Genomic DNA, 20,031 nt, shown 5'->3' on the forward strand with positions numbered 1-20,031 from the left:
CCTTCTATTAATGGTTTGTATTAATCTATTCTATGTTCATAGGTTACGAATGACACGGCTGCCCAATAGTAGAACAATGGATCTGAAGGAAAGGTGCCGATACATATCTTTCAAAAATAATTCTATAAAAATAAACCCCAAAGACTGCCACTCTTATTGTAAAGTGACTATCTTTCGGGTTAACGGTAAGGCTTACACTATTATTTTACGATTCAGTACATCCTCCAACAAAGACCACGCTTCATCACAAGTTGGACCGGTCAGGAAAGGTTCAAATCCATAGTTTAAATACATATTAATCGCTTGATAACTTGTAGTTTGGGAGGTAAGGTACGCTTTTGAGTGATGATCAGCTAGTATATTCATTGCAGCACTGAGTAACGGTTTGGCCAGTTTCTGCCCTTGATATTCAGGAGTAACACCTACCCAATGAATTCTGCCTGATATGTCTCCATTACCTAGTAAATTACCGTACCAGGCTGTTGTAGTCGCAATTACTTCTCCCTCTTTATTCTCAATAAATAGACAGCGCTTTGTCATATCATCAAGATAGGGTCCAAATTCTTTATTGAAACGCTCCAGTGCAGCTTCTTCATTTTTAAATTCACCTACACTGGTTTCCACCCGAGCCCAATGATGTTCATCACCTTTCTCAAACAACCTAATACGGTATCCATCAGGAAGTGAGTACTCTGGAATCGCAAGTAAATCTTTTCTGACCATTTTAAGTGGTATTCTCTTCATTCTTTCATCATCCCCTTATGATTAGACCAAAGAATAATCTAGCTTGTCCTTAAACTAAAAGCAACTCACAGTTACTTTATCCTCTTATTCACAAGAACACATCCATAATCATCACATCTAATTACTCCATAAAAAAAGAGAATCCCCATCCTATTGATGGAGATTCTCTTTATTCTCTATTTTACTCTGCTTTGCGTTTCAAAACACTTTTATGATGTGTGAATGTATCAAAACTTGCTTTACCATGATACGATCCCATACCGCTTTCACCCACACCGCCAAAAGGTAGATAAGGTGAAGTTAAGTGCGCAAGTGTCTCATTGATGCAGCCACCACCGAAGGAGACTTGGCTCAACAAATCATCTTGCACTTCTTTGCTCTCCGAGAAAACATAGAAAGCTAACGGTTTTGGACGATTCGTAATTTCTTCAATAATCTCGTTCAAATCATCATAAACGATCACAGGAAGAATCGGTCCAAAGATTTCTTCTTGCATAACTGAATCATCCCAAGAAATCTGATCAAGGATGGTCGGCTCAATAAATTGTCTAGAAGCATCTGTTCTTCCGCCAAAATACAGATTGCCATTATCTAAGAAAGCACTTAAACGATTAAATTGTTTATCATTTACGATCTTAGGGAAATCAGGATTTTTGGAAATATCTTCTCCATATAATCCTTGAATAGCTTCTTTCAGTTTGCTAAGAAACTGATCTTTTACATCACGCTGTATCAGTAGATAGTCTGGAGCAACGCAAGTTTGTCCCGCATTAAGAAACTTCCCTCTTGCGATTCGCTTAGCGGCAGTCGCAAGGTCTGCATCGTTATGCACGATACAAGGGCTCTTACCGCCGAGTTCCAAGGTAACCGGAGTTAAATGTTTTGAAGCAGCTTCCATTACGACTTTTCCGACATTCGTGCTTCCTGTGAAGAAGATATAATCGAATTTTTCTTTCAAAAGAGCAGTACTAGTCTCGACTTCACCCTCTACAACGGCAATATACTCTTCAGGGAAGTTATCTTTAATCATTTTAGAGATGACACCCGATGTCGCTGGAGTAAACTCTGAAGGTTTCAGAACCGCACAGTTACCTCCGGCAATAGCTCCTACTAGTGGCGAAATAGCCAATTGGAACGGATAGTTCCATGGAGCAATAATCAAAGCATCACCGTATGGCTCTGGGTAGATTACGCTCGAAGCATCAGTAATAAAAGCAGGTGTCTCTACATTTTTAGGTTCCATCCATGCTTTCAAGTTCTCTAGAGAATACTTAATTTCCTCAAGTACGAGTTTAATTTCGGAAGAATATCCTTCTGCTTCGGACTTATTCAAGTCTTTTCTTAAGGCAGCTAAAATTTCTTTTTCATTTGTATGAATTGCATTTTGTAAGGTATTGAGTGAATCCACTCGGTATTGCATAGGTTTCGTTTGACCTGTTTTGAAGAATGCCCGCTGTCTTTTTGCTAAATTCTCGTAATTTTCCATAACTCACATTCTCCTCTATATGTTAGTATAATTCGTATTTTACTCGCTAACTTTAACGAGCATCTTGCCTAGGTTCGCACCTTTGAACAATTGAAGGAAAGCCTCTACGACGTTATCAAAACCATCAACTACGGTCTCTTCGTATTTTAATTTTCCTTCAGATAGCCATTTCCCAAGCTCTTGAAGTCCTTCCGACTGACGATCTGCATAATCGCTAAGTACAAATCCTTTGAGCAAAGAACGAGTCTTAATCATCTGACCATGGATACGAGGTCCCATATCTCCATCCGTACTGTTGTAAGAAGATATCGCGCCACACAGTGGAATACGTGCGTGATCATTCAGCAAGCTCATCACTGCATCTGAAATGGATCCACCTACATTATCAAAATAAACATCGACACCCTCTGGACAAGCTTTTTCCAAATCCTGCTTGATGTTTTCTGTCGTTTTATAATTGATAGCTGCGTCGAAGTTTAGTTCTTCCATTAAGTACTGACATTTTTCATCGGTACCTGCAATACCAACTACACGTGCTCCTTTAATTTTGGCGATCTGACCTACGAACATGCCTACAGAACCAGCAGCGCCAGAGACAACAACCGTTTCTCCTTCTTTAGGTTGACCAATATCGAGTAGTCCAAAGTAAGCAGTTAGTCCGGTTAGACCAAGAACACTCAAATAGGCAGATACAGGGGCGATCGACTCGTCAATCTTGGTAACTTTGCTATCATCTACTGTATTAAAGAGCTGCCAGCCTAGCATACCGATTACTTTGTCCCCTTCTTTGTACTTGTCTGATTTCGATTCTACGATCTCTCCAACAGCCCCACCTTTAATCACTTCATTCAACTGATAAGGAGGAATATATGACTTCGAATCGTTCATTCTGCCGCGCATATAAGGATCTACCGATAGATATAAGGTTTTTACGACAACTTGTCCCTCTTGAGGACGTTCTACTTCTGTGTCTTGAAATTTAAAATCACCCGGTGTTGGCAATCCTTCCGGACGCTTTATTAATAAAACTTGTCTATTCTTTGTTGTCTGATTCATATGATCACAACTCCATTACTTCATAATTTTTTTTAGAATTCACATCTACTTATTACCCGTATGATTAGAAATCTAACGCTGATGATGATCGGCAGCCTATAATTTGATAGTTATAAAACTTTCAAATTATTATCGAAAAATGATGGGTTTCTGGACATTTGAGTTACAAACTGTCCAAGAAACCCGGTAAAAATTCGGTAAATGTATCTTCTCGAAGACTACTGCACTTATTCTGACCCATGCGTGTCACACTAACTAGATCCGCTTCGTATAAAATCTTAAGATGATAAGATACATTTGATTTATCCATTCCCATCGACTCACCAATCGAACCACATGTGTTACTGTCTCGGAGGTGATAAAGATATCGAATCATCTCTATACGTTTTACCTCTGACAATGCTTTGAAAATTTTAACCCGTTTTACATCATTCATTGAAGAATTTGGTTTGATCATCATAGAACTATTGTATTTCTCCTTTTTTGTAAAGTCAAATCTTACAAATTCAAAAGCTTAAAATACCCGTTAATCGCGACTTCTTATTTACATGCTAAGCATAAGCGTTTTTACGAATCTGATCATACACTTTTTTCAAAGGAATCCCATGGGAAATTGCAATCTGTTTACATTCTTCATATTCAGGAGCCCACTGAACGACTTGTCCTGCATACATTCCCTTCTTCACAGTTACATTTCCCCACTCGGTTTCCACTTGTTCAAATATTCGTTCCAAGCGGTGTACGGTTAATGGATAATAACGAATTCCGAGTGTGGTTGTTTCTGTAAAGAGAATTTCTTTCATTTTCTCTATTTTAGCAGTAGAACACAGCAATTGCAGTAAGGTGCCTGGTCTGTTTTTCTTCATAAAGATCGGCGTATAAAATACATCATTGGCCCCGTGATCAAGCAGCATATCCATGACATATCCCAGCCATTCTCCTGGAATATCATCCAGATTCACTTCCATTTTGACCATTTCCGTATCTACATGTTCGTGACTCGGAGGGTGTTTAGAATCCATAGTCCTGCTCCTCTCGGTTTTCAGCTATTCACCGATGATAACCCGAAGTGCATTCGGATGATCCGGGAATGTTTTTGTTCCTGCTCCGTAGCCAATCGTTTGAATCTTCATCGAGGGAATGGACCCAAAATTCTCTGCCAGGACTGCAATGAGCGCAGCGCCCGTCGGTGTTGTCAGTTCACCCCTAATATCTGAGTGCTCTATAGGGATCCCCCGTAGCATTTCTAGTGTTGCGGGTGCGGGTACAGGATACATTCCATGATCGATGCGGATTTTCCCTTTACCTACTGGAATGGGTGATGATGTCACAGCTTGTATTCCTAACTGATGGAACAAAATAGCGGCACCCACAATATCAATAATAGAGTCGACAGCCCCAACCTCATGAAAATGCACCTGTTCCAGCAGAACTCCATGTATTTTCCCTTCTGCTTCCCCAATTTTTTTGAAAATCTGCAAAGCTGTATTCTTCACTTGTTCTGAAAAACCAGCGGCTTCAATCAATCGAACAATGTCTTTATATGAACGATGATCAGAATGGTGATGATCATGTGTATGAGCGTGCTCATGTCCATGATGCTCGTGAGAATGAGAATGTTCATGCTTATGCTCACTTTTTTCATGAGTATGAGTATGTTCATATAAGTGATTAAGATCTTCCTGCAAAATCACATCGAATTTAGTACATGTAATTCCATTCTTTATGACCTTATCCCATCTCAACTCATACTCATCTTCGATATGAAGCTTGCTTAGTTCTTCGCTTAACTGAACCGGATCAGCTCCTGCATCAATCAATGCTCCAATGAACATATCTCCGCTAATACCAGAGAAACAATCAAGATATAGTGTTTTCAATATTTACAACTCCTTTTGTATCAGCTTATGAATGAGTGCAGCATTATACCCGCCGCCAAATCCGTTATCAATATTTACAACACTGATGCCGGAGGCACAAGAATTTAACATAGTAAGCAGTGCAGACAAACCGTTGAAGTTCGCTCCATAACCGATACTTGTTGGGACAGCGATGACGGGATGAGCAACTAAACCGCCTACCACACTGGGCAGAGCTCCTTCCATTCCTGCCACAACAACCGAAACAACCGCATTCTGGATTTCTTCCGCATGATGGAGTAACCGATGTATGCCTGCTACACCAACATCATAAATCCGGTGTACACTGCTTCCGAGAACTTCCGCCGTAACGGCTGCTTCTTCCGCTACACGAATATCCGAAGTGCCTGCAGCAATCACGGCAATATAACCGGGAATGTTATTATGGGTCTCTTTCTTTTTGTAATATAGAATTCTAGCGACATCGTTATATATGAAATCAGGCATAACGTTTCGAACTTCTTCCGCCTTCTCCAGGGAAACTCTCGTGACGAGTACTTGATTGTTCTGCGAACGTAAAGACTCGGCAATAGAAATAATGTGTTCCGATGTTTTGCCTTCACCATAGACAATTTCGGGGAACCCTTGACGTTTTTTTCGATGATGATCGACCTTTGCGAAGCCCAAATCTTCAAAAGCAGCTAATTGTTCTTGAGCTTCGGCCACACTCAGTTCTCCATTTTTCACTTGATTTAGTATGTTTTCCAGCATCTTTTACACCTCTTTACTTCGTTTCCCGCTCAACTTCCCTTCTTACTACATAGAAAGAACTTTATTCATACTTCCGCTGTGGTAACCAAGCAAATCCAACGTAACGTACTTATACCCGTACTTTTGAAGTTCTTGTACGATAACAGGATGATGCTCTAATACAATCTTCATATCTTGCGGTTCCACTTCGATTCTCGCAATTTCCTGATGTGTCCGAACGCGAACTTGTCGGATTCCGAGTGACTTTAAGTAAGCCTCTGCTCGTTCTACTTTTTTAAGTTTTTCATTCGTAATGTGCTCCCCATAAGCAATTCTAGATGATAGACATGCAAAGGAAGGCTTATCCCATGTAGGCAAATTACGTTCTTTAGAAAGTTCTCTAATTTCTTGTTTGTACAGTTCTGCTTCAAGCAGGGGACCCCGGATTCCTCTTTCTTTTGCCGCTTGCATTCCCGGTCGATATTCGTTCATATCGTCGGCGATGACACCGTATACAATATTCTGGAATGACATTTGTTCAAGTACAGGAATTAGATGGTCAAACAAGCTGCTTTTGCAAAAATAACAGCGGTTCTTATCGTTTTCCGCATAACCCGGAATGGCAAGTTCCGATGTTTCAATTACCTGATGGTTTACGCCAATCCACGCTGCCAGTTCCTTGGCTTCTTCCAATTCACTCGATGGATAGGTCTCTGAGTCTGCTGTAACCGCCAAGACATGGTCAGCTCCTAAGGTATCGACAGCAGCCTTAAGAAGAAAGGTGCTGTCAACCCCGCCGGAGAAGGCGACGACGACTGATTTCATTTCCAGAAGGATCGTTTGCAATTTGTTATATTTATTTTCAAGCACGGTTGATCTCTCTGATTTCCCTGTAAGTTCAAATCGATTCGTCATTTTTCTCCTCCTGCATCAAAATAAGTTTCCTTCACTATCAAAAGGTATATCATATAGATCCGAAATCAATTCCATCTGAGGGTGCTGTTTCACCGCTTCTATTAATGCCTCCGATACTTCGATCTCATTAAGCACGAGTGTATTTTGGATACGAACCATTTTCACTTGATGAAAATCTAGAATATTGCTTGTTTTAATCGCTGCTTGAATCGTTTCACGATCATTAGGTAACGTCGTAGCAATTTTGGTCGGTGCAACGACGGTGGATGTTAATCCGTTCGCATAAGTCGTTTCGAGGTCCATCTTGTCTACGAGTCTTTGGGTTGTGAAATCTGCTGTACCTACCCCATTCGCATTTCCTTCCGTTTGCGGAGTCAGATCGAGGACCACCATCTTATTCACATCAGGTCCTCCATAAGCGTAAGGCGTAGGATATCGGCCTGTAATGTTGGGGTCCATACCATCACCGCTTATGTTTTTACCGATCTGATCAATGACCAGCACTTCTAATTGATCAAAGAACAGTTTAGGCAACATTTCTTTAGCTTTCATCTGTAATCCTGCTTCTTTCCCTTCAATCTCATCTGGCGTGAGCGTCTCGATGACAGCTACTTTATCAAATGCATTTTCCACGGTTGCTACACCAAACAAAACTGGTTTCTCCTCCATAATCATCTTCGCCATGGCGGGCACATTCTCGGCCATATATTTAAATCCCAGCTGATGACAAGCTTCAGCACCTTTTTGCTTACCTAGACCAATACTAATCATCTTCATGATTCCGCTTTCAACAGGACCTCTAAAAGCAGTATGGGGCTTGATACGGTTAATAACTACGATTCCGTCAGCATTTGCTGCATATTGATCTATATATACAGGTAACCCATTAGGCAGCTCTCCAAGCTGAACAACTTCCATGGAGGAGCGAATCTCACAATTCACACTTTCTTCGGTTACCCCAAGATGCGCCAGAACTTCACGTTGGCCCTCAGCTGTAGCACCGCCATGGCTGCCCATACTTGGCACGATGAAGGGCTTAGCACCAGCATCTTGCAGAAATTTCACAGTCACAGCAGTGATCTCCAAAAGTCTGTCGAGTCCTCTGCTGCCAACGGCGATCGCAATTTCCATTCCTGGCTGAATCCTGCTTCGAATTTTTTCTCGATCCAGCTTCTTTCTGAGTTCTGTTCCCAAGTCTATTATCTGATTGTCTTCAAAATCCACTTTTACTTTGGCCATTTTGGGAACGGGAATATCTTTTAAAAGCTCTTGTAAAATCCCCATACTGCACTTCTCTCCTTTTTTAGCTACCTGTTTTTTCCTGCCTAAAATAATATTTTATGTTCCATATTCCTACTTACATCTATATTCTAGTGTTTTTACTAAATAAATGAATTTCCTGTATAATACCACTATATTTCCTTGATGTCCCCGTTCAGAATTGATCGCAGCTAAGGAGAGCGCGAAAAACGCAATGTAATAAAGGAATAATCCCATAAAAAAGCACCCCAATTGTTAGGTTACGTCTAACAATTGGGGTGCAGTTCATTGTTGTTTTTTTTCTTCTAGAGTCGCATTGTTTAAGTAACAACTCTTTTTCTTTTTTCAACCTGATAATAGCTTAATACGGCTCCGCAAATCCCCAAAGCCGCCATCAATCCACCTGCCAGCGGAATATACGCAAGACCGGCATGAGTAATAATGAGTCCTCCGATAAATGCTCCAGAAGCATTCCCTAGATTGAGAGCGGAGTGACTCGAGGTTGCAGCGAGTCTTGGGGCTTCATGTGCCAAATTCATGATGCGAAGCTGTATACCCGGCAAAATAGCAAATGCCGCTGCTCCCCATAAAAAGACACAAATCAGCGCAAGAACTGGGTAATGCAGCACCCCCGATAGAATAAATAACAGCGCCGTCAAGACACTGAATATAGCAATCAAAGAGGGCATGAGCTTCCAATCTGCAAGCCGCCCGCCCACAATATTACCAAGCGTGACTCCCACTCCGTACATTACTAGAATCCAGGTTACACTGTGTTCCTGAAAACCAGTAATATCCGTCATTAATGGCGTTATGTAAGTAAAGACGGTGAACATACTACACGCTCCAAATGCCCCCGTAGCAAGCACAAGCAGTACTTGTGGCTGGAAAAGACTACGGACTTCTTTGGACAGGCTATTCTCCGTTGTTTGCTCTATTTTTGGTATTAACAAGATAATGCCAATGAGTGAGAATATTCCCATAATGGTAATCGCTATAAATGAAGCACGCCAGCCCATATTTTGACCAATCATTGTGCCAAAAGGAACACCAATGATGTTAGAGATGGTCAATCCTGCTAATACCATGGATACGGCGCCGGCTCGCTTCTCAGGTCGCACCAATTGAGTTGCAATGAGTGAGCCTGTACCAAGGAACGTACCGTGAGCTAGAGCTGTTAACAGGCGTGAACCCATTAATAGTTCATATGTAGGCGCTATTGCTCCAATGAAGTTACCTAGGATAAAGATAGCCATTAAAATACAAAGCAACGGTTTTTGGGGAATCCGATTGGTGAGAATTGTAAGTACAGGTGCACCGATCGCGACACCAAGAGCATATCCGGTAATTAACTGTCCCGCCTGTGGAATAGTAACACTCAGATCGTTTGCGACATTGGGTAGAATACCCATAATCACAAATTCAGTCATACCGATCGCAAAAGCACCCAGCGTCAGACAAATGAGTGCAACGGGAAAACGCTCTTTCTTTTTTGTAGCTTTAGGATGTGTTGAAAACGAAGTTTGCATAATTCTCTCCTATTTTCTGAAAATTTTCTGTCTCTTTCTCTATACTATCATTTTTCCTATTACGAAGGCAGACAAAAAACGCTTGGATAAGTATCCAAGCGCTTGCTTTCATTATTCGAAACTGTAAAGTTATTAATGAATAGTCACCCGAGATGATGTCCTGATTTTCCTATGTTAAAGAAGCTTTATAGATCGTTTCTACGGAACTCGTTAACAGTTTATTGAAGTCTTGATCTGTTTGATCTGCAATCAGACTTTCCGCTAAGGCACGTGAGAAACTCGCAATTACACCATGGTTGCGTGCCAATTTCTCATTCGCTTCTTCTCGTTCGTATCCCCCAGATAAAGCCACTACTCGAAGAACGTGAGAATGGTTGACTAACTCTTTATAATAATTATCTTCGCTTGGCAAGGATAGTTTCAGCATTACTTTTACATTCTCATCAAGTGTAGACAGATGCTTAAGTAATTCATCTTTCAAAATTTCTTCTGATTGTTGTTTATCTTTACTATATATATCTACTTCAGGTTCGATAATCGGCATGAGTCCTTTTGCTAAGATTTGCTTGGCAACTTCGAATTGCTGCTCTACAACCTCTTGAATTGCTTCTTTATTCGCTTCTTTAATCACGGAACGCATCTTCGTACCAAAAATCCCTTTTTCATTTGCTCGATCAAGCAAACGATCTAGTTCAGGCATAGGTTTCATGAGCTGAACTCCATTTTTCTCCTCAGCCAATCCTTTATCGATCTTGAGAAATGGAACAATACCTTTCTCCTGCCACAAGTACTCTCCCGTAAATTTCCCATCTATTTTACGATCCATTGTATTTTCAAACAAGATCGCTCCTAAAATATATTCTGAAGAAAAAGCCGGACTCTTTATGATTCGTGTTCTCATCTCGTGAACTAGTGTGTACATCTCTTCTTCATTGCTATACTCATTTTCTTTTACTCCGTATTGTAGCAAGGCTTTTGGAGTACTGCCTCCGCTTTGGTCTAGCGCTGCAATAAATCCTTTACCTGATCCCATTCGTTTTACTTGTTCTTGATTCATCTTAAAATACCCCTTTCTCTTACTGCACTAAATTAAAATGATATGACTCCAATTTGTTGACTCTACTATTCCTATAACGTAACTCAGCAATTTCCAAACATTCACCACGAAAAAAGGTGAAGATTTTGTAATGCAAATAAAGCAGGATAATTATGGTAAAATGTTGAATATTGTCCATATAAAAAGAATCTTAATCAAACATTGGGGTGCGCAATGAAAAAAACAATCATATTATTTCTTTTCAGTTTATTCGTATGCAGTATTTTTCCAAACATCGGGCATGCTTCCAGTAATCCGCCTAAAGCCAAGATTATACTTGATGGTAAAGAAATTAAATTGCCTTCTAATGCACAAGTGAGCATCATAAATAATTCAGTAATGATTCCGATTCGTGTCGTTGCAGAGAATATGAATTTTAAAGTAACCTGGGATCAAAAGATAAAACGCATCAAAATCCAGAATAGTACGGATACCTTAACGCTCACTGTGAATAAAAAAGAAGCTTTAATCAATGACATGCCATCCCTACTAGAGGTATCACCGAGAAATCTGAATAAAACGGTCGTTGTGCCCCTTCGTTTTGTAAGTGAAAATATGGGGCTTGCTGTGAAATGGGATAATAAGAAAAAAGTAGTTACTCTTACAAGCAGTATCCCTGTAGCTGGTTCAAATGAGAGTGAGGGAGAAACAGACGAGGAGTCTGTCAAACATGTGAATGATATGTATTTTGCAGATAACCAACTAGTCGTTTCTTTAGATGGGGAAGTAAAACCTTCGATATCTACTCTCGCTAATCCTCAACGTATTGTGGTCGATATCCCGAACGCGACTTTCTCAAGTTCTTTCTCACAACCTTTAAGCATTGGTACGATAGGTAAACTAGATGTTAGCGGATACTCAAGTGTTTCCGAGGTGAGATATTCCTTATTCAGTCGTGATCCGGAAGTTGTTCGAATCGTTATCGTTGCCGAAAATGAAATTCCTTTTGAGTTTCAAACGGAAATGGATTCAAATACACTCGTTGTCGATGTAACGGAAGCGGATGAAAACAATACTTCTGTTCCTATTCCTGTTCCACCGGTTGACAATTTGGGACGTAAAACCGTTGTTATCGATCCCGGTCATGGCGGCAGCGATCCAGGTACAATTGGTATTACTAACAAACATGAAAAGGATTTCAATTTAGCTTTGTCGTTAAAAGTAGAAGCTCTCTTACAAAATGAACCGGAGATCCATGTCGTCATGACTCGTGATGAAGATGTATATCCCACCCGGACTGAACGAGTCGCCTTAGCGAATGCGTTAAAGGCAGATATATTTATATCGATTCATGGAAATAGTGTCCTAGCCTCCCCCCAAGCTAGCGGGACCGAAACGTATTATTATCAGCGAAGCAGCAGTAAGGATTTAGCAAGTGACATTCACAAGCATCTAGTGAAGGCACTCGGGTTTAAAGACCGCGGTGTAAAAGAAGGGAATTGGCAAGTCATTAGAGAAACAACGATGGCCTCTGCTCTGCTGGAGATTGGGTTCCTAAGTAACCTAGCAGAAGAAGAAGCGCTCTTCACAGAAGCGGTACAAGATAAAGCAGCACAAGCAATTGTAGAGGGGATTAAAGAATATTTGGGTATTTAGAAAATAAGTTCACTCATCTGCATATTCACATTTGTATGACATAAAATTATTGATCTTAGTTCTGAATAAATAGACCGTTGACACTTATGTCAGCGGTCTATTTATTCAGAATTCAAATGGACTTAACCATCTTGATATTTGTAATCTCATATCCCATCTTTTCATATAATCCTCGAGCCACTTGGTTGTGACCAAACACGTGAAGCCGAATTTTCTTCATCCCTAGTTCTTTTGCTTTTACTTCGATTTCTTTCATGGCTTGTGTGCCGTATCCCTGTCCTTGAAATTGCTCCCATATCACAAAATCATAGATAAAGCCTTCTTTATAATTTGTTGATGACTCCGGTGCAATCCATATTATTCCGAGTAGCTGCTCGTTATCGAAGATGGAGTACAAATGATTACACTCGGTTTTCTCACCTTTTGGCAACAGCCTGGAAAGTTCTTCCTCAGAGCGATCCATCGCTTCTTCTTCCGACCAATTACCCGAAAGAATCTTATCCTTTGCATAGTCTTTAATGGCATAACGTATGTACTGCTGAAACTCTGCTTGGTTCATCGGATGTAATGTAACCATATATTCTCCCCCTGTCTTGTTGCTATTTCTAAAACTACATCATTAATAATGTTTCATTTCATAATTTATTATGTATTTATCATCATATGTAGAATACCATTAAATAGATGATGAATGCAGATTCTTTCGCGAAGCAATCCATACTATCATAAAAAAGACGGGTAATAGTTCTATCATCGTGTTCAGTAGCGGAATTAAAAAAAGAAACCATACCCTCACGGGCGGTTTCTTTCTTCAAAATATATGTAATAATGGGTAGCACATCCTTCATTAAACAGAGCCTCGCAATGTGGACAGCTATCCGTATTCATATACTCTCTGATTGACAATTGAGTGTGGCAATTTCCGCATAGGATGGCGAGTTCATCGAACTGCTCCTGCGGCCAGCGCTGAATGGCGTGATCAGCATGTTCCTCATGGCACTTATAGCATGGATAATATCGGTTGCAGCATGCAAACTTAATTGCAATAATATCTTTCGCCGAATGATAATGAATACAACGCGTTGCACTATCCAACACAGCCCCATAGACGTTCATTTCAGATCCCCCCGATCTTAAACAATAACAGTACCAATGAAAATAAAAGTGCGATAGCAGAGGCTATATAATCCAGCCGCTTCATTTCAAGCTGTCTATATGCGGTTCTTCCCTTGCCATTGCCATACGCTCTAGCATCAATCGCATACGTAAGTTGTTCCGCACGTTTTACCGTTGTGAAAAGCAAGGGAATGAGAATGGGAATATACGAAAATATACGTTTTGTCCAGCGTAGAGACGAAATATCATACCCTCTTGCCTTCTGAGCAAGAAGAATCCGATCCAGTTCTTGCATGATGGTGGGAACAAAACGGATCGCGATGACAATCATTAGCGAAAATTGTTCTATCGGTACATTTAGTTTGGATAACGGTGCGAGAAGCCTTTCAAGTCCTTGAGCTAATGTTAAAGGTTTGGTAGTTAATGTTAAGATCGAGGCAAGTAAAATCAGTAAACCAATTCGCATCACAAACCGCATTCCATTTTGCAAACCCTCTACGGTCACACTTATAAAGGAATAAGACCAAATAATTGTACCTTCCGTTGTCAGCGTATGAAAGAAAAAAGTGAAAGCTAATATAAATAAAACAGGTTTTAAACTTTTCAAAACGATGCGAAGCGGGATGTTTGATAAACGTAGAACACCTATAACAAACAGGGTAGCTACCACATAGCTGACAAACGTTTTCAGCATCATGAAACTAAGCATAATAATGAATACACTAAGTATCTTTGTTCGAGGATCCAACTGATGAAGAATCGATTCTCGTTCCCTATATTCGCCTAGTAATAAGCTATTCGCCATTCGTAAAACCCCTTGCATGCCAAATAGGCAATATTTGATCAAAAACATCCCGTTCCTTACAGCTTTTCACTTCGATCGTTTGTCCGTACAATTGTTCCATGAACTGCAGGAACTCTAAATGCTCTGGTAATGATAAACCCGCTTGTCTTAATAATTCTGGCTTTTTCAAAAATAGAGTGTTCGCCTCTTCATGACCTATGAGTAATCCTGCCTTAAATACCATGACTTCATCCGAATATTCGGCAACATCATCGATATGATGGGAAACAAAAATAATCGTGCGGTTATTTTTTTGCTGCCATTCTTTCAGCATCTTGAGTAGAGCAACTCGGCTTAAAGGGTCAAGTCCTGCTGTTGGTTCATCTAAAATAAGCAGTTTTGGGTTCATAAGCAATACAGAAGCAATGGCAAGCCGTCGTTTTTGTCCTCCACTTAATTGAAAAGGTGCATAGGTCAATAAGTCTTTAGAAAGCCCAACCTGTGGAAGTATATTTTCTATAGCCTCGTCAATCTGCTCCGCCGAATAGCCCTGTATCTTTGGTGCAAAAGCAAGCTCTTTATAAACTGTCGTTTCAAAAATTTGATGTTCCGGGTACTGAAAAACAAAACCGATTTCAGGTATGACTTTCATCCTTCCTTTGGAATCGGTCGGAACCGTCTTTTTATCAATCCGATATTGTCCATGAATCGTAGGAATGAGCCCCTTTAATACTTTGACAAAGGTAGATTTACCGGCCCCTGTCGGTCCGATGACGGAGATCCATTTTCCTCCATGCAAAGTGCAGCTGATCTGTCTTAGAGCCAACCGTCCGTCATAGTCCACAGCTACATCTATTAGTTCGCATTCCATTCCGAACGGATCATCTCCTTCCAATCTGCTGTAAGTGGTGTATTTAAATGAAGATTTTGATGTAGTCGGACAGAAAAAGGCTTATCCAACTGATAATCGGTTACATTAACAGTTTCAAAAAAAGTCGCAGGTTCCCCATCAAATTTAATTCGGCCTTCATGTAAAAGCAGCAACCGCTTGGCAAATAGTACCTCATCCATATGATGGGTGATATGAATAATCGTCATGCCCTGACGGTGCAGCTCCTTCATGATCTTCATCACTTGCTCTCTTCCCTCCGGATCAAGCATGGATGTTGCTTCGTCAAAAATGATAATTTGTGGACGCATCGCTAATATAGCTGCAATGGCAACGCGCTGTTTTTGTCCTCCAGACAGGAGGTGCGGCATCGCCTCTTTATAGTCCTCCATATGAACCATATGTAAAGCTTCCTCCACACGCTGATCCATTTCTTCTCTAGGCACCCGAATATTCTGAAGTCCAAACAGGATCTCATCCAGCACCGTTGTGGTGATAAACTGATCTTCCGGGTTTTGAAAGACAATCCCGATTTGCTCATGAATACTTACAAGATCCTCCGGATTTGAAGTCTCCAGATTGCCGAATGTCACATGTCCCTGCTTCGGCAAGAGCAGTCCATCCATGAGCTTAGCTACCGTAGATTTTCCACAGCCATTGGCTCCAACCATCGCGACGAATTCACCAGGCTCAATTGTAAAGCTCAAATCATCCAAGATCGGATGTTCTTGTTGATAATAAAAATGTACATGATCAAAGATAAGCATCTATTTCGTTCCCTTCTGCCGATACCAAGCTGCGAAAAATCTGTCTATTCCTTCTTCAGAAAAGACAGGCGCAGGTTTTTGCCATCGAGTCACCGTTGAACCATTTACTCCAAATATCTCACCAGTTATATCCTGATCAGGCTGTGCCAGCAATGCGGCTACGAATTTCGCGACATCATCCGGTTCACCGATTTTCCAGAAATCAGGAAATGAATCTTTGCGCCTAGCGCACTTTTCTTTTATATGCTCAATTACAGGTCTAGTCATATCCGTTAATGCGGCAGGCGAAATACCATTTACACGAATCTGATAGCGCGCAAGCTCTGCAGCTAAAGTCCACACCATGCCGAGCATTCCGGCTTTTGCTGCACTATAATTCAACTGTCCTACAGAACCAGATAACCCGGCAGTCGATGTCATGAACAGAATATCGCCTCCATATGGAGTCATATAAGGCAATACTCGCTGAGTGCAATAGAAAGCACCATGTAAATGAACATCGATAACCGAGTTCCACTCATGATCCGTCATGCGTATACACTTTTGGTCATGTAAGTTACCAGCAGAGTGAATCAATACATCTATCCTGCCATACTTTTCTGCAACATGGTCTACCATCGCAGTAACTGCTAATGGGTCAGCGACGTTAGCACAGTATCCAGTAGCCACGCCTCCTGAGCTCTGAACTTCTCTTACCACTTCATCTATGAGACTTTGCTTGGTACCATTGATAACGACTTGATAACCGCTTAATCCAAGCTGAAGAGCAACACTTCTTCCAATGCCCCTGCTCGATCCAGTAATTAAAGCTGTTTTACCCATTAGAACCTCTCTTCCACTGAAAAAGTGCCCTTCGCAATGACTTCGCCAGTTTCTGCTGTAACAGTTATGTCAATTTGATCTACGCAAACTTCAAAATGAAAACTTGCTACCGCATCTGTTAATAGTGGATTGATAAATTTCATGTTGCAGGTTTTGATCCATTGAGCTGGATGTTCCGCTAAATACAAGGACTGTGCAATACCCATGATGTACATTCCGTGTACAATAGGTCGTTTATACCCAGCCCTGGCTGCAGCTTCCGCATTCAAATGAATGGCAGCCGTATCTTTAGAAGAAGCAGCATACTGCTGAACAAGAGCAGTTGTGATTTGCTTTTTCATATTCCATCACCTACGGAGATTAATACCGTTTCTGCTGTAACGATAAGTTTGTTCTTACTGGTACACACGAGGCTATGAGTATACAAGGTCAAATTCCCATGCCGTCCTGCTTTTTTTTCTACTTTTTGTAACGATAATTCACAATCCAGAGTCATACCCGCCGTAATTGGAGCCTCGTAGCTAAATTGCTGTGATCCATGAATTAGAGGTTCGTTCATAGGAAGCCATGGAATATCAAATTCACTCCAAAAAATAATCGGCATTGTGGCTGGGGCAATCAACTCACCACTTGATGTTGGCACGGGGAATTCGATGCTCTTCGCATACTGAGTTATCGACTTCGCAGATACATAAATCCGCTTCTGAAGCATATTCATTCCACCGCCTCCACTAAGGTCGCAAGACCAATTCCTCCGCCAATACCAAGTGTAGCAAGCCCGCGTTTGTAAGGTTCTCGCAGCATTTCAGCACATAATCGCGTCATTAAAATAGCGCCGGATGCACCGTAAGGATGACCGATCGCCAGCGCACCACCACCACGATTGACCTTATCCTCTGGAATCTGAAGCTCTTTTAATGAGGCCAATACTTGTGAAGCAAAAGCTTCATTGAATTCAACGAGATCTATATCCTCCACTGTCAGCTGCTGACGGCTTAACAATTTTTGGACAGCAGGAACCGGCCCGATCCCTAAGTAATGTGGATCTACCCCTGCCGCCTGCGCATCCACAAAACGTAAGATAGGCTGTAATTTGAGCTCAGTACATTTATCACGGGACATGATAAGAACCAGTGCAGCACCATCATTGATTGGACATGCGTTACCAGCAGTAACCGTACCTTGATCCCGAAAGATAGGCGGTAATTTCTGCAATTTCGCAAAACTCGTATTGGCTCTTGGACATTCGTCCGTATCCATCCATGCTCCATTCGACTGAATAGGAACAATCTCCTCATCAAATCTTCCCCATTGCTGTGAATGTATTGCTTTTTGATGGCTCTTCAAAGCATACTCATCTTGTTCTTCTCTCGATATCTCATACTTTTCAGCTACATTCTCCGCAGCAACGCCCATATCTGGGTCGCCGTATGCACTTGGAGTGAAAGAGGCCCGCGTATATAGCTGCGGTACGCCCATTAAGGTTTGCGGCTTGGTCATTTTCCATGGAGCACGGCTTGTACTTTCGACCCCGCCTGCTAAATACACTTCACCCGCACCACTCTGAACTAGCCTCGCTGCAATATTAATCGCCTCTAAACCGGAACCGCACTGCCGATCAATGGTGACTCCAGGTACCGTGACAGGAAGCCCCGCTTCGAGTGCAGCTACTCGTGCAATATTACCTCCTGGTCCTACCACATTGCCAATAATAACGTCATCAATGTGGTCCCCCTGCAAGTTTGTCGCAGATACGATATGCTCAATAAGCGGTGCTAATAAGGACTCCGGTTCCAGCTCACTAAAAATCCCGCCCATTTTACCGATCGGTGTACGTTTTGCCATGACAACGACAGCCTCTCTCATATCATCACTTCTTTCATGTATTCTTTCATCGCATGGCGAGCGACCTTTCCGCTGCTAGTATAGATGAATTGATCCACTGTAATGAGTTGTTTCGGGGCTTTGTAACTGGCTAAGTACCTGCGGCAATGATTTTTTATTTCTTCTATGGATAGGTTTTCTTCTCCACTCCATTGTACAAGTGCTGTCACTTGTTCTCCCCAATAGTCATCCGGCAGCCCAAGTACCATTACTTCTTTGATCGCCGGAATAAGCTTCATAACGGACTCGACTTCCTCAGCAAAAACATTCAGGCCTCCCGATACGATCATATTTTTAGCACGACCGGCCAAATGCAAATATCCATCCTCATCCTTCGATACATAGTCTCCAAGCATAAGCCATCCTTCACGGAAGATATTTGCCGTTTCGTTAGGTAATCCGTAATACCCTGAAAACATCATGTCACTTCGAATATATAGCTGTCCGATCTGTCCCTCAGGTACCTCTTTAAAATGTTCATCGCGAATCGAGATTTCTACGCCTTGAAATGATTTCCCAACCGAATTCGGTTTATTTTCTGCATATACATCAATATAACTGATATAGCTCGCTTCAGAAGAACCATAAAATTCGTAAAGCTTTGCTCCACCAAAGATCTCCTTGGCCCTTTGCTTGGATGCTTCGGACCATTTTCCTCCCGAACTGATCAGGGCTTGCATATGTGCCCTGCCTGGAGTAGCTTCCTTCATCATCGATTCAATCATCGTAGGAACAACAAATAAAATCATGTCAGGATTACGTTCGCATAGTTCCAGTACCTTCTTAGGAACAAAATGTTCTACGATATGAAATGTCGCCCCACTTACGAGACTCTGTAATAAAGCAAATAACGACAAAGAGTGAACGAAGGGACCTGGTGCCATAATATGTTCCATGTTGTGAAACTTGAAGGCTTCATTTGTTGCTTCAAAGCTTTTCATCCAAGACAAATGAGTACGCATATACCCCTTGGGCACTCCTGTTGTACCTGATGTGAAACCGATAAATAATAATTCGTTCGTTTCATCCACTTCGGCTGTTGGCTCGAAAGATTCGATCCAATCGTAATACGAGCCCTCTTCTTCGGAAGCAATGGTGAATAGCTGAATCTCGTTATCCCACCTAATCAGTTTGTTCGCATATGCATTCTCCGTAAAAATTATACGAGGATCACATCGCTGTAAAATGGCATTAACCTCTGCCTGACTCCATTTTGGATCTAGAGGTATAGGCACGCAGCCTGCAAAGATGGCTGCAAGAAAAACTTCCACAAACTGGGTGCGATTCGTAGATAAAATGGCAATCTTATCATGATAGAGACCCTTCTGTTTGAAACCATGGGCGACTTTTTTGATCCTGGTTACTAATTCAGAGTAAGAAAGACTAGATCCATTATGAGATAAAGCAATTTTATCTGGCTGAACCGCTGCATGTCGCAATATCGGCTTTACTATATTCAATTTCATCACACCTATTTA

Annotated in this window: 20 protein-coding genes and 1 pseudogene; 1 reads left to right on the forward strand and 20 read right to left on the reverse strand. The window is 41.4% G+C overall.

Going from position 1 to position 20,031, the window contains the following annotated elements; translation table 11 throughout:
- Window positions 1-192: 192 nt before the first annotated feature.
- From ACWPWY_RS09060 to ACWPWY_RS09105, 10 genes and pseudogenes are all read right to left on the reverse strand, one after another.
- Complete coding sequence (locus tag ACWPWY_RS09060) at window positions 193-744, reverse strand: GNAT family N-acetyltransferase (protein WP_454191384.1); 552 nt, start codon at window positions 742-744, stop codon at window positions 193-195.
- A 181-nt stretch (window positions 745-925) separates the two neighbouring features.
- Window positions 926-2,230, reverse strand: a complete 1,305-nt coding sequence (locus ACWPWY_RS09065; RefSeq protein ID WP_454191386.1) for an aldehyde dehydrogenase — start codon at window positions 2,228-2,230, stop codon at window positions 926-928.
- A gap of 39 nt (window positions 2,231-2,269) precedes the next feature.
- Window positions 2,270-3,286, reverse strand: coding sequence for an NADP-dependent oxidoreductase (locus tag ACWPWY_RS09070; protein WP_454191387.1), 1,017 nt, complete (start codon window positions 3,284-3,286; stop codon window positions 2,270-2,272).
- Between the two features lie 163 nt (window positions 3,287-3,449).
- Window positions 3,450-3,746 carry an ArsR/SmtB family transcription factor gene (locus ACWPWY_RS09075; protein WP_454191389.1) on the reverse strand — a complete coding sequence of 99 codons (297 nt, stop codon included), beginning with the start codon at window positions 3,744-3,746 and terminating at the stop codon, window positions 3,450-3,452.
- Between the two features lie 91 nt (window positions 3,747-3,837).
- Window positions 3,838-5,166: pseudogene (larC, locus tag ACWPWY_RS09080) on the reverse strand (nickel pincer cofactor biosynthesis protein LarC).
- Between the two features lie 3 nt (window positions 5,167-5,169).
- On the reverse strand, window positions 5,170-5,916 hold the full coding sequence (larB, locus tag ACWPWY_RS09085) for a nickel pincer cofactor biosynthesis protein LarB (RefSeq protein WP_454191390.1): 747 nt from the start codon (window positions 5,914-5,916) through the stop codon (window positions 5,170-5,172).
- Between the two features lie 45 nt (window positions 5,917-5,961).
- Window positions 5,962-6,810, reverse strand: coding sequence for an ATP-dependent sacrificial sulfur transferase LarE (gene larE / locus ACWPWY_RS09090; protein WP_454191391.1), 849 nt, complete (start codon window positions 6,808-6,810; stop codon window positions 5,962-5,964).
- A gap of 15 nt (window positions 6,811-6,825) precedes the next feature.
- The gene (locus ACWPWY_RS09095) at window positions 6,826-8,094 is read right to left on the reverse strand and encodes a lactate racemase domain-containing protein (RefSeq protein ID WP_454191393.1); all 1,269 of its coding nucleotides are present in this window, start codon (window positions 8,092-8,094) and stop codon (window positions 6,826-6,828) included.
- A 296-nt stretch (window positions 8,095-8,390) separates the two neighbouring features.
- Window positions 8,391-9,599, reverse strand: a complete 1,209-nt coding sequence (locus ACWPWY_RS09100; RefSeq protein WP_454191394.1) for an MFS transporter — start codon at window positions 9,597-9,599, stop codon at window positions 8,391-8,393.
- Window positions 9,600-9,768: 169 nt separating this feature from the next.
- On the reverse strand, window positions 9,769-10,656 hold the full coding sequence (locus ACWPWY_RS09105; RefSeq protein WP_454191395.1) for a fructose bisphosphate aldolase: 888 nt from the start codon (window positions 10,654-10,656) through the stop codon (window positions 9,769-9,771).
- A gap of 213 nt (window positions 10,657-10,869) precedes the next feature.
- On the opposite strand from ACWPWY_RS09105, the gene ACWPWY_RS09110 reads away from it, so the two are divergent.
- The gene (locus tag ACWPWY_RS09110) at window positions 10,870-12,291 is read left to right on the forward strand and encodes an N-acetylmuramoyl-L-alanine amidase (protein ID WP_454191396.1); all 1,422 of its coding nucleotides are present in this window, start codon (window positions 10,870-10,872) and stop codon (window positions 12,289-12,291) included.
- A gap of 112 nt (window positions 12,292-12,403) precedes the next feature.
- On the opposite strand, the gene ACWPWY_RS09115 is transcribed toward ACWPWY_RS09110, so the two are convergent.
- The 10 genes from ACWPWY_RS09115 to ACWPWY_RS09160 all read right to left on the reverse strand — a co-directional run bounded on the left by ACWPWY_RS09115 (window position 12,404) and on the right by ACWPWY_RS09160 (window position 20,013).
- The gene (locus tag ACWPWY_RS09115; protein ID WP_454191398.1) at window positions 12,404-12,868 is read right to left on the reverse strand and encodes a GNAT family N-acetyltransferase; all 465 of its coding nucleotides are present in this window, start codon (window positions 12,866-12,868) and stop codon (window positions 12,404-12,406) included.
- Between the two features lie 215 nt (window positions 12,869-13,083).
- On the reverse strand, window positions 13,084-13,407 hold the full coding sequence (locus ACWPWY_RS09120; RefSeq protein ID WP_454191399.1) for a CHY zinc finger protein: 324 nt from the start codon (window positions 13,405-13,407) through the stop codon (window positions 13,084-13,086).
- 1 nt (window position 13,408) lies between these two features.
- A complete protein-coding gene (locus tag ACWPWY_RS09125; RefSeq protein WP_454191400.1) occupies window positions 13,409-14,212 on the reverse strand; it encodes an energy-coupling factor transporter transmembrane component T family protein in 804 nt (267 codons plus the stop codon).
- On the reverse strand, window positions 14,202-15,062 hold the full coding sequence (locus ACWPWY_RS09130) for an ATP-binding cassette domain-containing protein (protein ID WP_454191401.1): 861 nt from the start codon (window positions 15,060-15,062) through the stop codon (window positions 14,202-14,204). The genes ACWPWY_RS09125 and ACWPWY_RS09130 overlap by 11 nt, the downstream gene beginning before the upstream one ends.
- Window positions 15,047-15,847, reverse strand: a complete 801-nt coding sequence (locus ACWPWY_RS09135; RefSeq protein WP_454191402.1) for an energy-coupling factor transporter ATPase — start codon at window positions 15,845-15,847, stop codon at window positions 15,047-15,049. The genes ACWPWY_RS09130 and ACWPWY_RS09135 overlap by 16 nt, the downstream gene beginning before the upstream one ends.
- Window positions 15,848-16,669 (reverse strand): SDR family NAD(P)-dependent oxidoreductase, encoded by an 822-nt coding sequence (locus tag ACWPWY_RS09140; RefSeq protein WP_454191403.1) that lies wholly within the window; start codon window positions 16,667-16,669, stop codon window positions 15,848-15,850.
- A complete protein-coding gene (locus ACWPWY_RS09145) occupies window positions 16,669-17,010 on the reverse strand; it encodes a MaoC family dehydratase (protein ID WP_454191404.1) in 342 nt (113 codons plus the stop codon). The genes ACWPWY_RS09140 and ACWPWY_RS09145 overlap by 1 nt, the downstream gene beginning before the upstream one ends.
- Window positions 17,007-17,387 carry an FAS1-like dehydratase domain-containing protein gene (locus tag ACWPWY_RS09150; RefSeq protein ID WP_454191405.1) on the reverse strand — a complete coding sequence of 127 codons (381 nt, stop codon included), beginning with the start codon at window positions 17,385-17,387 and terminating at the stop codon, window positions 17,007-17,009. Before ACWPWY_RS09150 ends, ACWPWY_RS09145 begins: the two co-directional genes overlap by 4 nt.
- Window positions 17,384-18,535 (reverse strand): thiolase family protein, encoded by a 1,152-nt coding sequence (locus tag ACWPWY_RS09155; RefSeq protein WP_454191406.1) that lies wholly within the window; start codon window positions 18,533-18,535, stop codon window positions 17,384-17,386. Before ACWPWY_RS09155 ends, ACWPWY_RS09150 begins: the two co-directional genes overlap by 4 nt.
- Window positions 18,532-20,013: an AMP-binding protein gene (locus tag ACWPWY_RS09160; RefSeq protein ID WP_454191407.1), complete on the reverse strand. Its 1,482-nt coding sequence runs from the start codon at window positions 20,011-20,013 to the stop codon at window positions 18,532-18,534. The genes ACWPWY_RS09155 and ACWPWY_RS09160 overlap by 4 nt, the downstream gene beginning before the upstream one ends.
- Between the last annotated feature and the right edge of the window lie 18 nt (window positions 20,014-20,031).

Source organism: Paenibacillus sp. Marseille-Q7038, from assembly GCF_965111595.1.

What these genes read in the sequence shown, in the direction of transcription:
- ACWPWY_RS09125 (WP_454191400.1), bottom strand. Translation starts at nt 14,212, where the DNA reads ATGGCGAATAGCTTATTACTAGGCGAATATAGGGAACGAGAATCGATT.
- ACWPWY_RS09135 (WP_454191402.1), bottom strand. Translation starts at nt 15,847, where the DNA reads ATGCTTATCTTTGATCATGTACATTTTTATTATCAACAAGAACATCCG.
- ACWPWY_RS09075 (WP_454191389.1), bottom strand. Translation starts at nt 3,746, where the DNA reads ATGATGATCAAACCAAATTCTTCAATGAATGATGTAAAACGGGTTAAA.
- ACWPWY_RS09100 (WP_454191394.1), bottom strand. Translation starts at nt 9,599, where the DNA reads ATGCAAACTTCGTTTTCAACACATCCTAAAGCTACAAAAAAGAAAGAG.
- ACWPWY_RS09110 (WP_454191396.1), top strand. Translation starts at nt 10,870, where the DNA reads ATGAAAAAAACAATCATATTATTTCTTTTCAGTTTATTCGTATGCAGT.
- ACWPWY_RS09095 (WP_454191393.1), bottom strand. Translation starts at nt 8,094, where the DNA reads ATGGGGATTTTACAAGAGCTTTTAAAAGATATTCCCGTTCCCAAAATG.
- ACWPWY_RS09130 (WP_454191401.1), bottom strand. Translation starts at nt 15,062, where the DNA reads ATGGAATGCGAACTAATAGATGTAGCTGTGGACTATGACGGACGGTTG.
- ACWPWY_RS09065 (WP_454191386.1), bottom strand. Translation starts at nt 2,230, where the DNA reads ATGGAAAATTACGAGAATTTAGCAAAAAGACAGCGGGCATTCTTCAAA.
- ACWPWY_RS09150 (WP_454191405.1), bottom strand. Translation starts at nt 17,387, where the DNA reads ATGAATATGCTTCAGAAGCGGATTTATGTATCTGCGAAGTCGATAACT.
- ACWPWY_RS09145 (WP_454191404.1), bottom strand. Translation starts at nt 17,010, where the DNA reads ATGAAAAAGCAAATCACAACTGCTCTTGTTCAGCAGTATGCTGCTTCT.
- ACWPWY_RS09120 (WP_454191399.1), bottom strand. Translation starts at nt 13,407, where the DNA reads ATGAACGTCTATGGGGCTGTGTTGGATAGTGCAACGCGTTGTATTCAT.
- ACWPWY_RS09070 (WP_454191387.1), bottom strand. Translation starts at nt 3,286, where the DNA reads ATGAATCAGACAACAAAGAATAGACAAGTTTTATTAATAAAGCGTCCG.
- ACWPWY_RS09105 (WP_454191395.1), bottom strand. Translation starts at nt 10,656, where the DNA reads ATGAATCAAGAACAAGTAAAACGAATGGGATCAGGTAAAGGATTTATT.
- ACWPWY_RS09115 (WP_454191398.1), bottom strand. Translation starts at nt 12,868, where the DNA reads ATGGTTACATTACATCCGATGAACCAAGCAGAGTTTCAGCAGTACATA.
- ACWPWY_RS09155 (WP_454191406.1), bottom strand. Translation starts at nt 18,535, where the DNA reads ATGAGAGAGGCTGTCGTTGTCATGGCAAAACGTACACCGATCGGTAAA.
- ACWPWY_RS09060 (WP_454191384.1), bottom strand. Translation starts at nt 744, where the DNA reads ATGAAGAGAATACCACTTAAAATGGTCAGAAAAGATTTACTTGCGATT.
- larB (WP_454191390.1), bottom strand. Translation starts at nt 5,916, where the DNA reads ATGCTGGAAAACATACTAAATCAAGTGAAAAATGGAGAACTGAGTGTG.
- larE (WP_454191391.1), bottom strand. Translation starts at nt 6,810, where the DNA reads ATGACGAATCGATTTGAACTTACAGGGAAATCAGAGAGATCAACCGTG.
- ACWPWY_RS09140 (WP_454191403.1), bottom strand. Translation starts at nt 16,669, where the DNA reads ATGGGTAAAACAGCTTTAATTACTGGATCGAGCAGGGGCATTGGAAGA.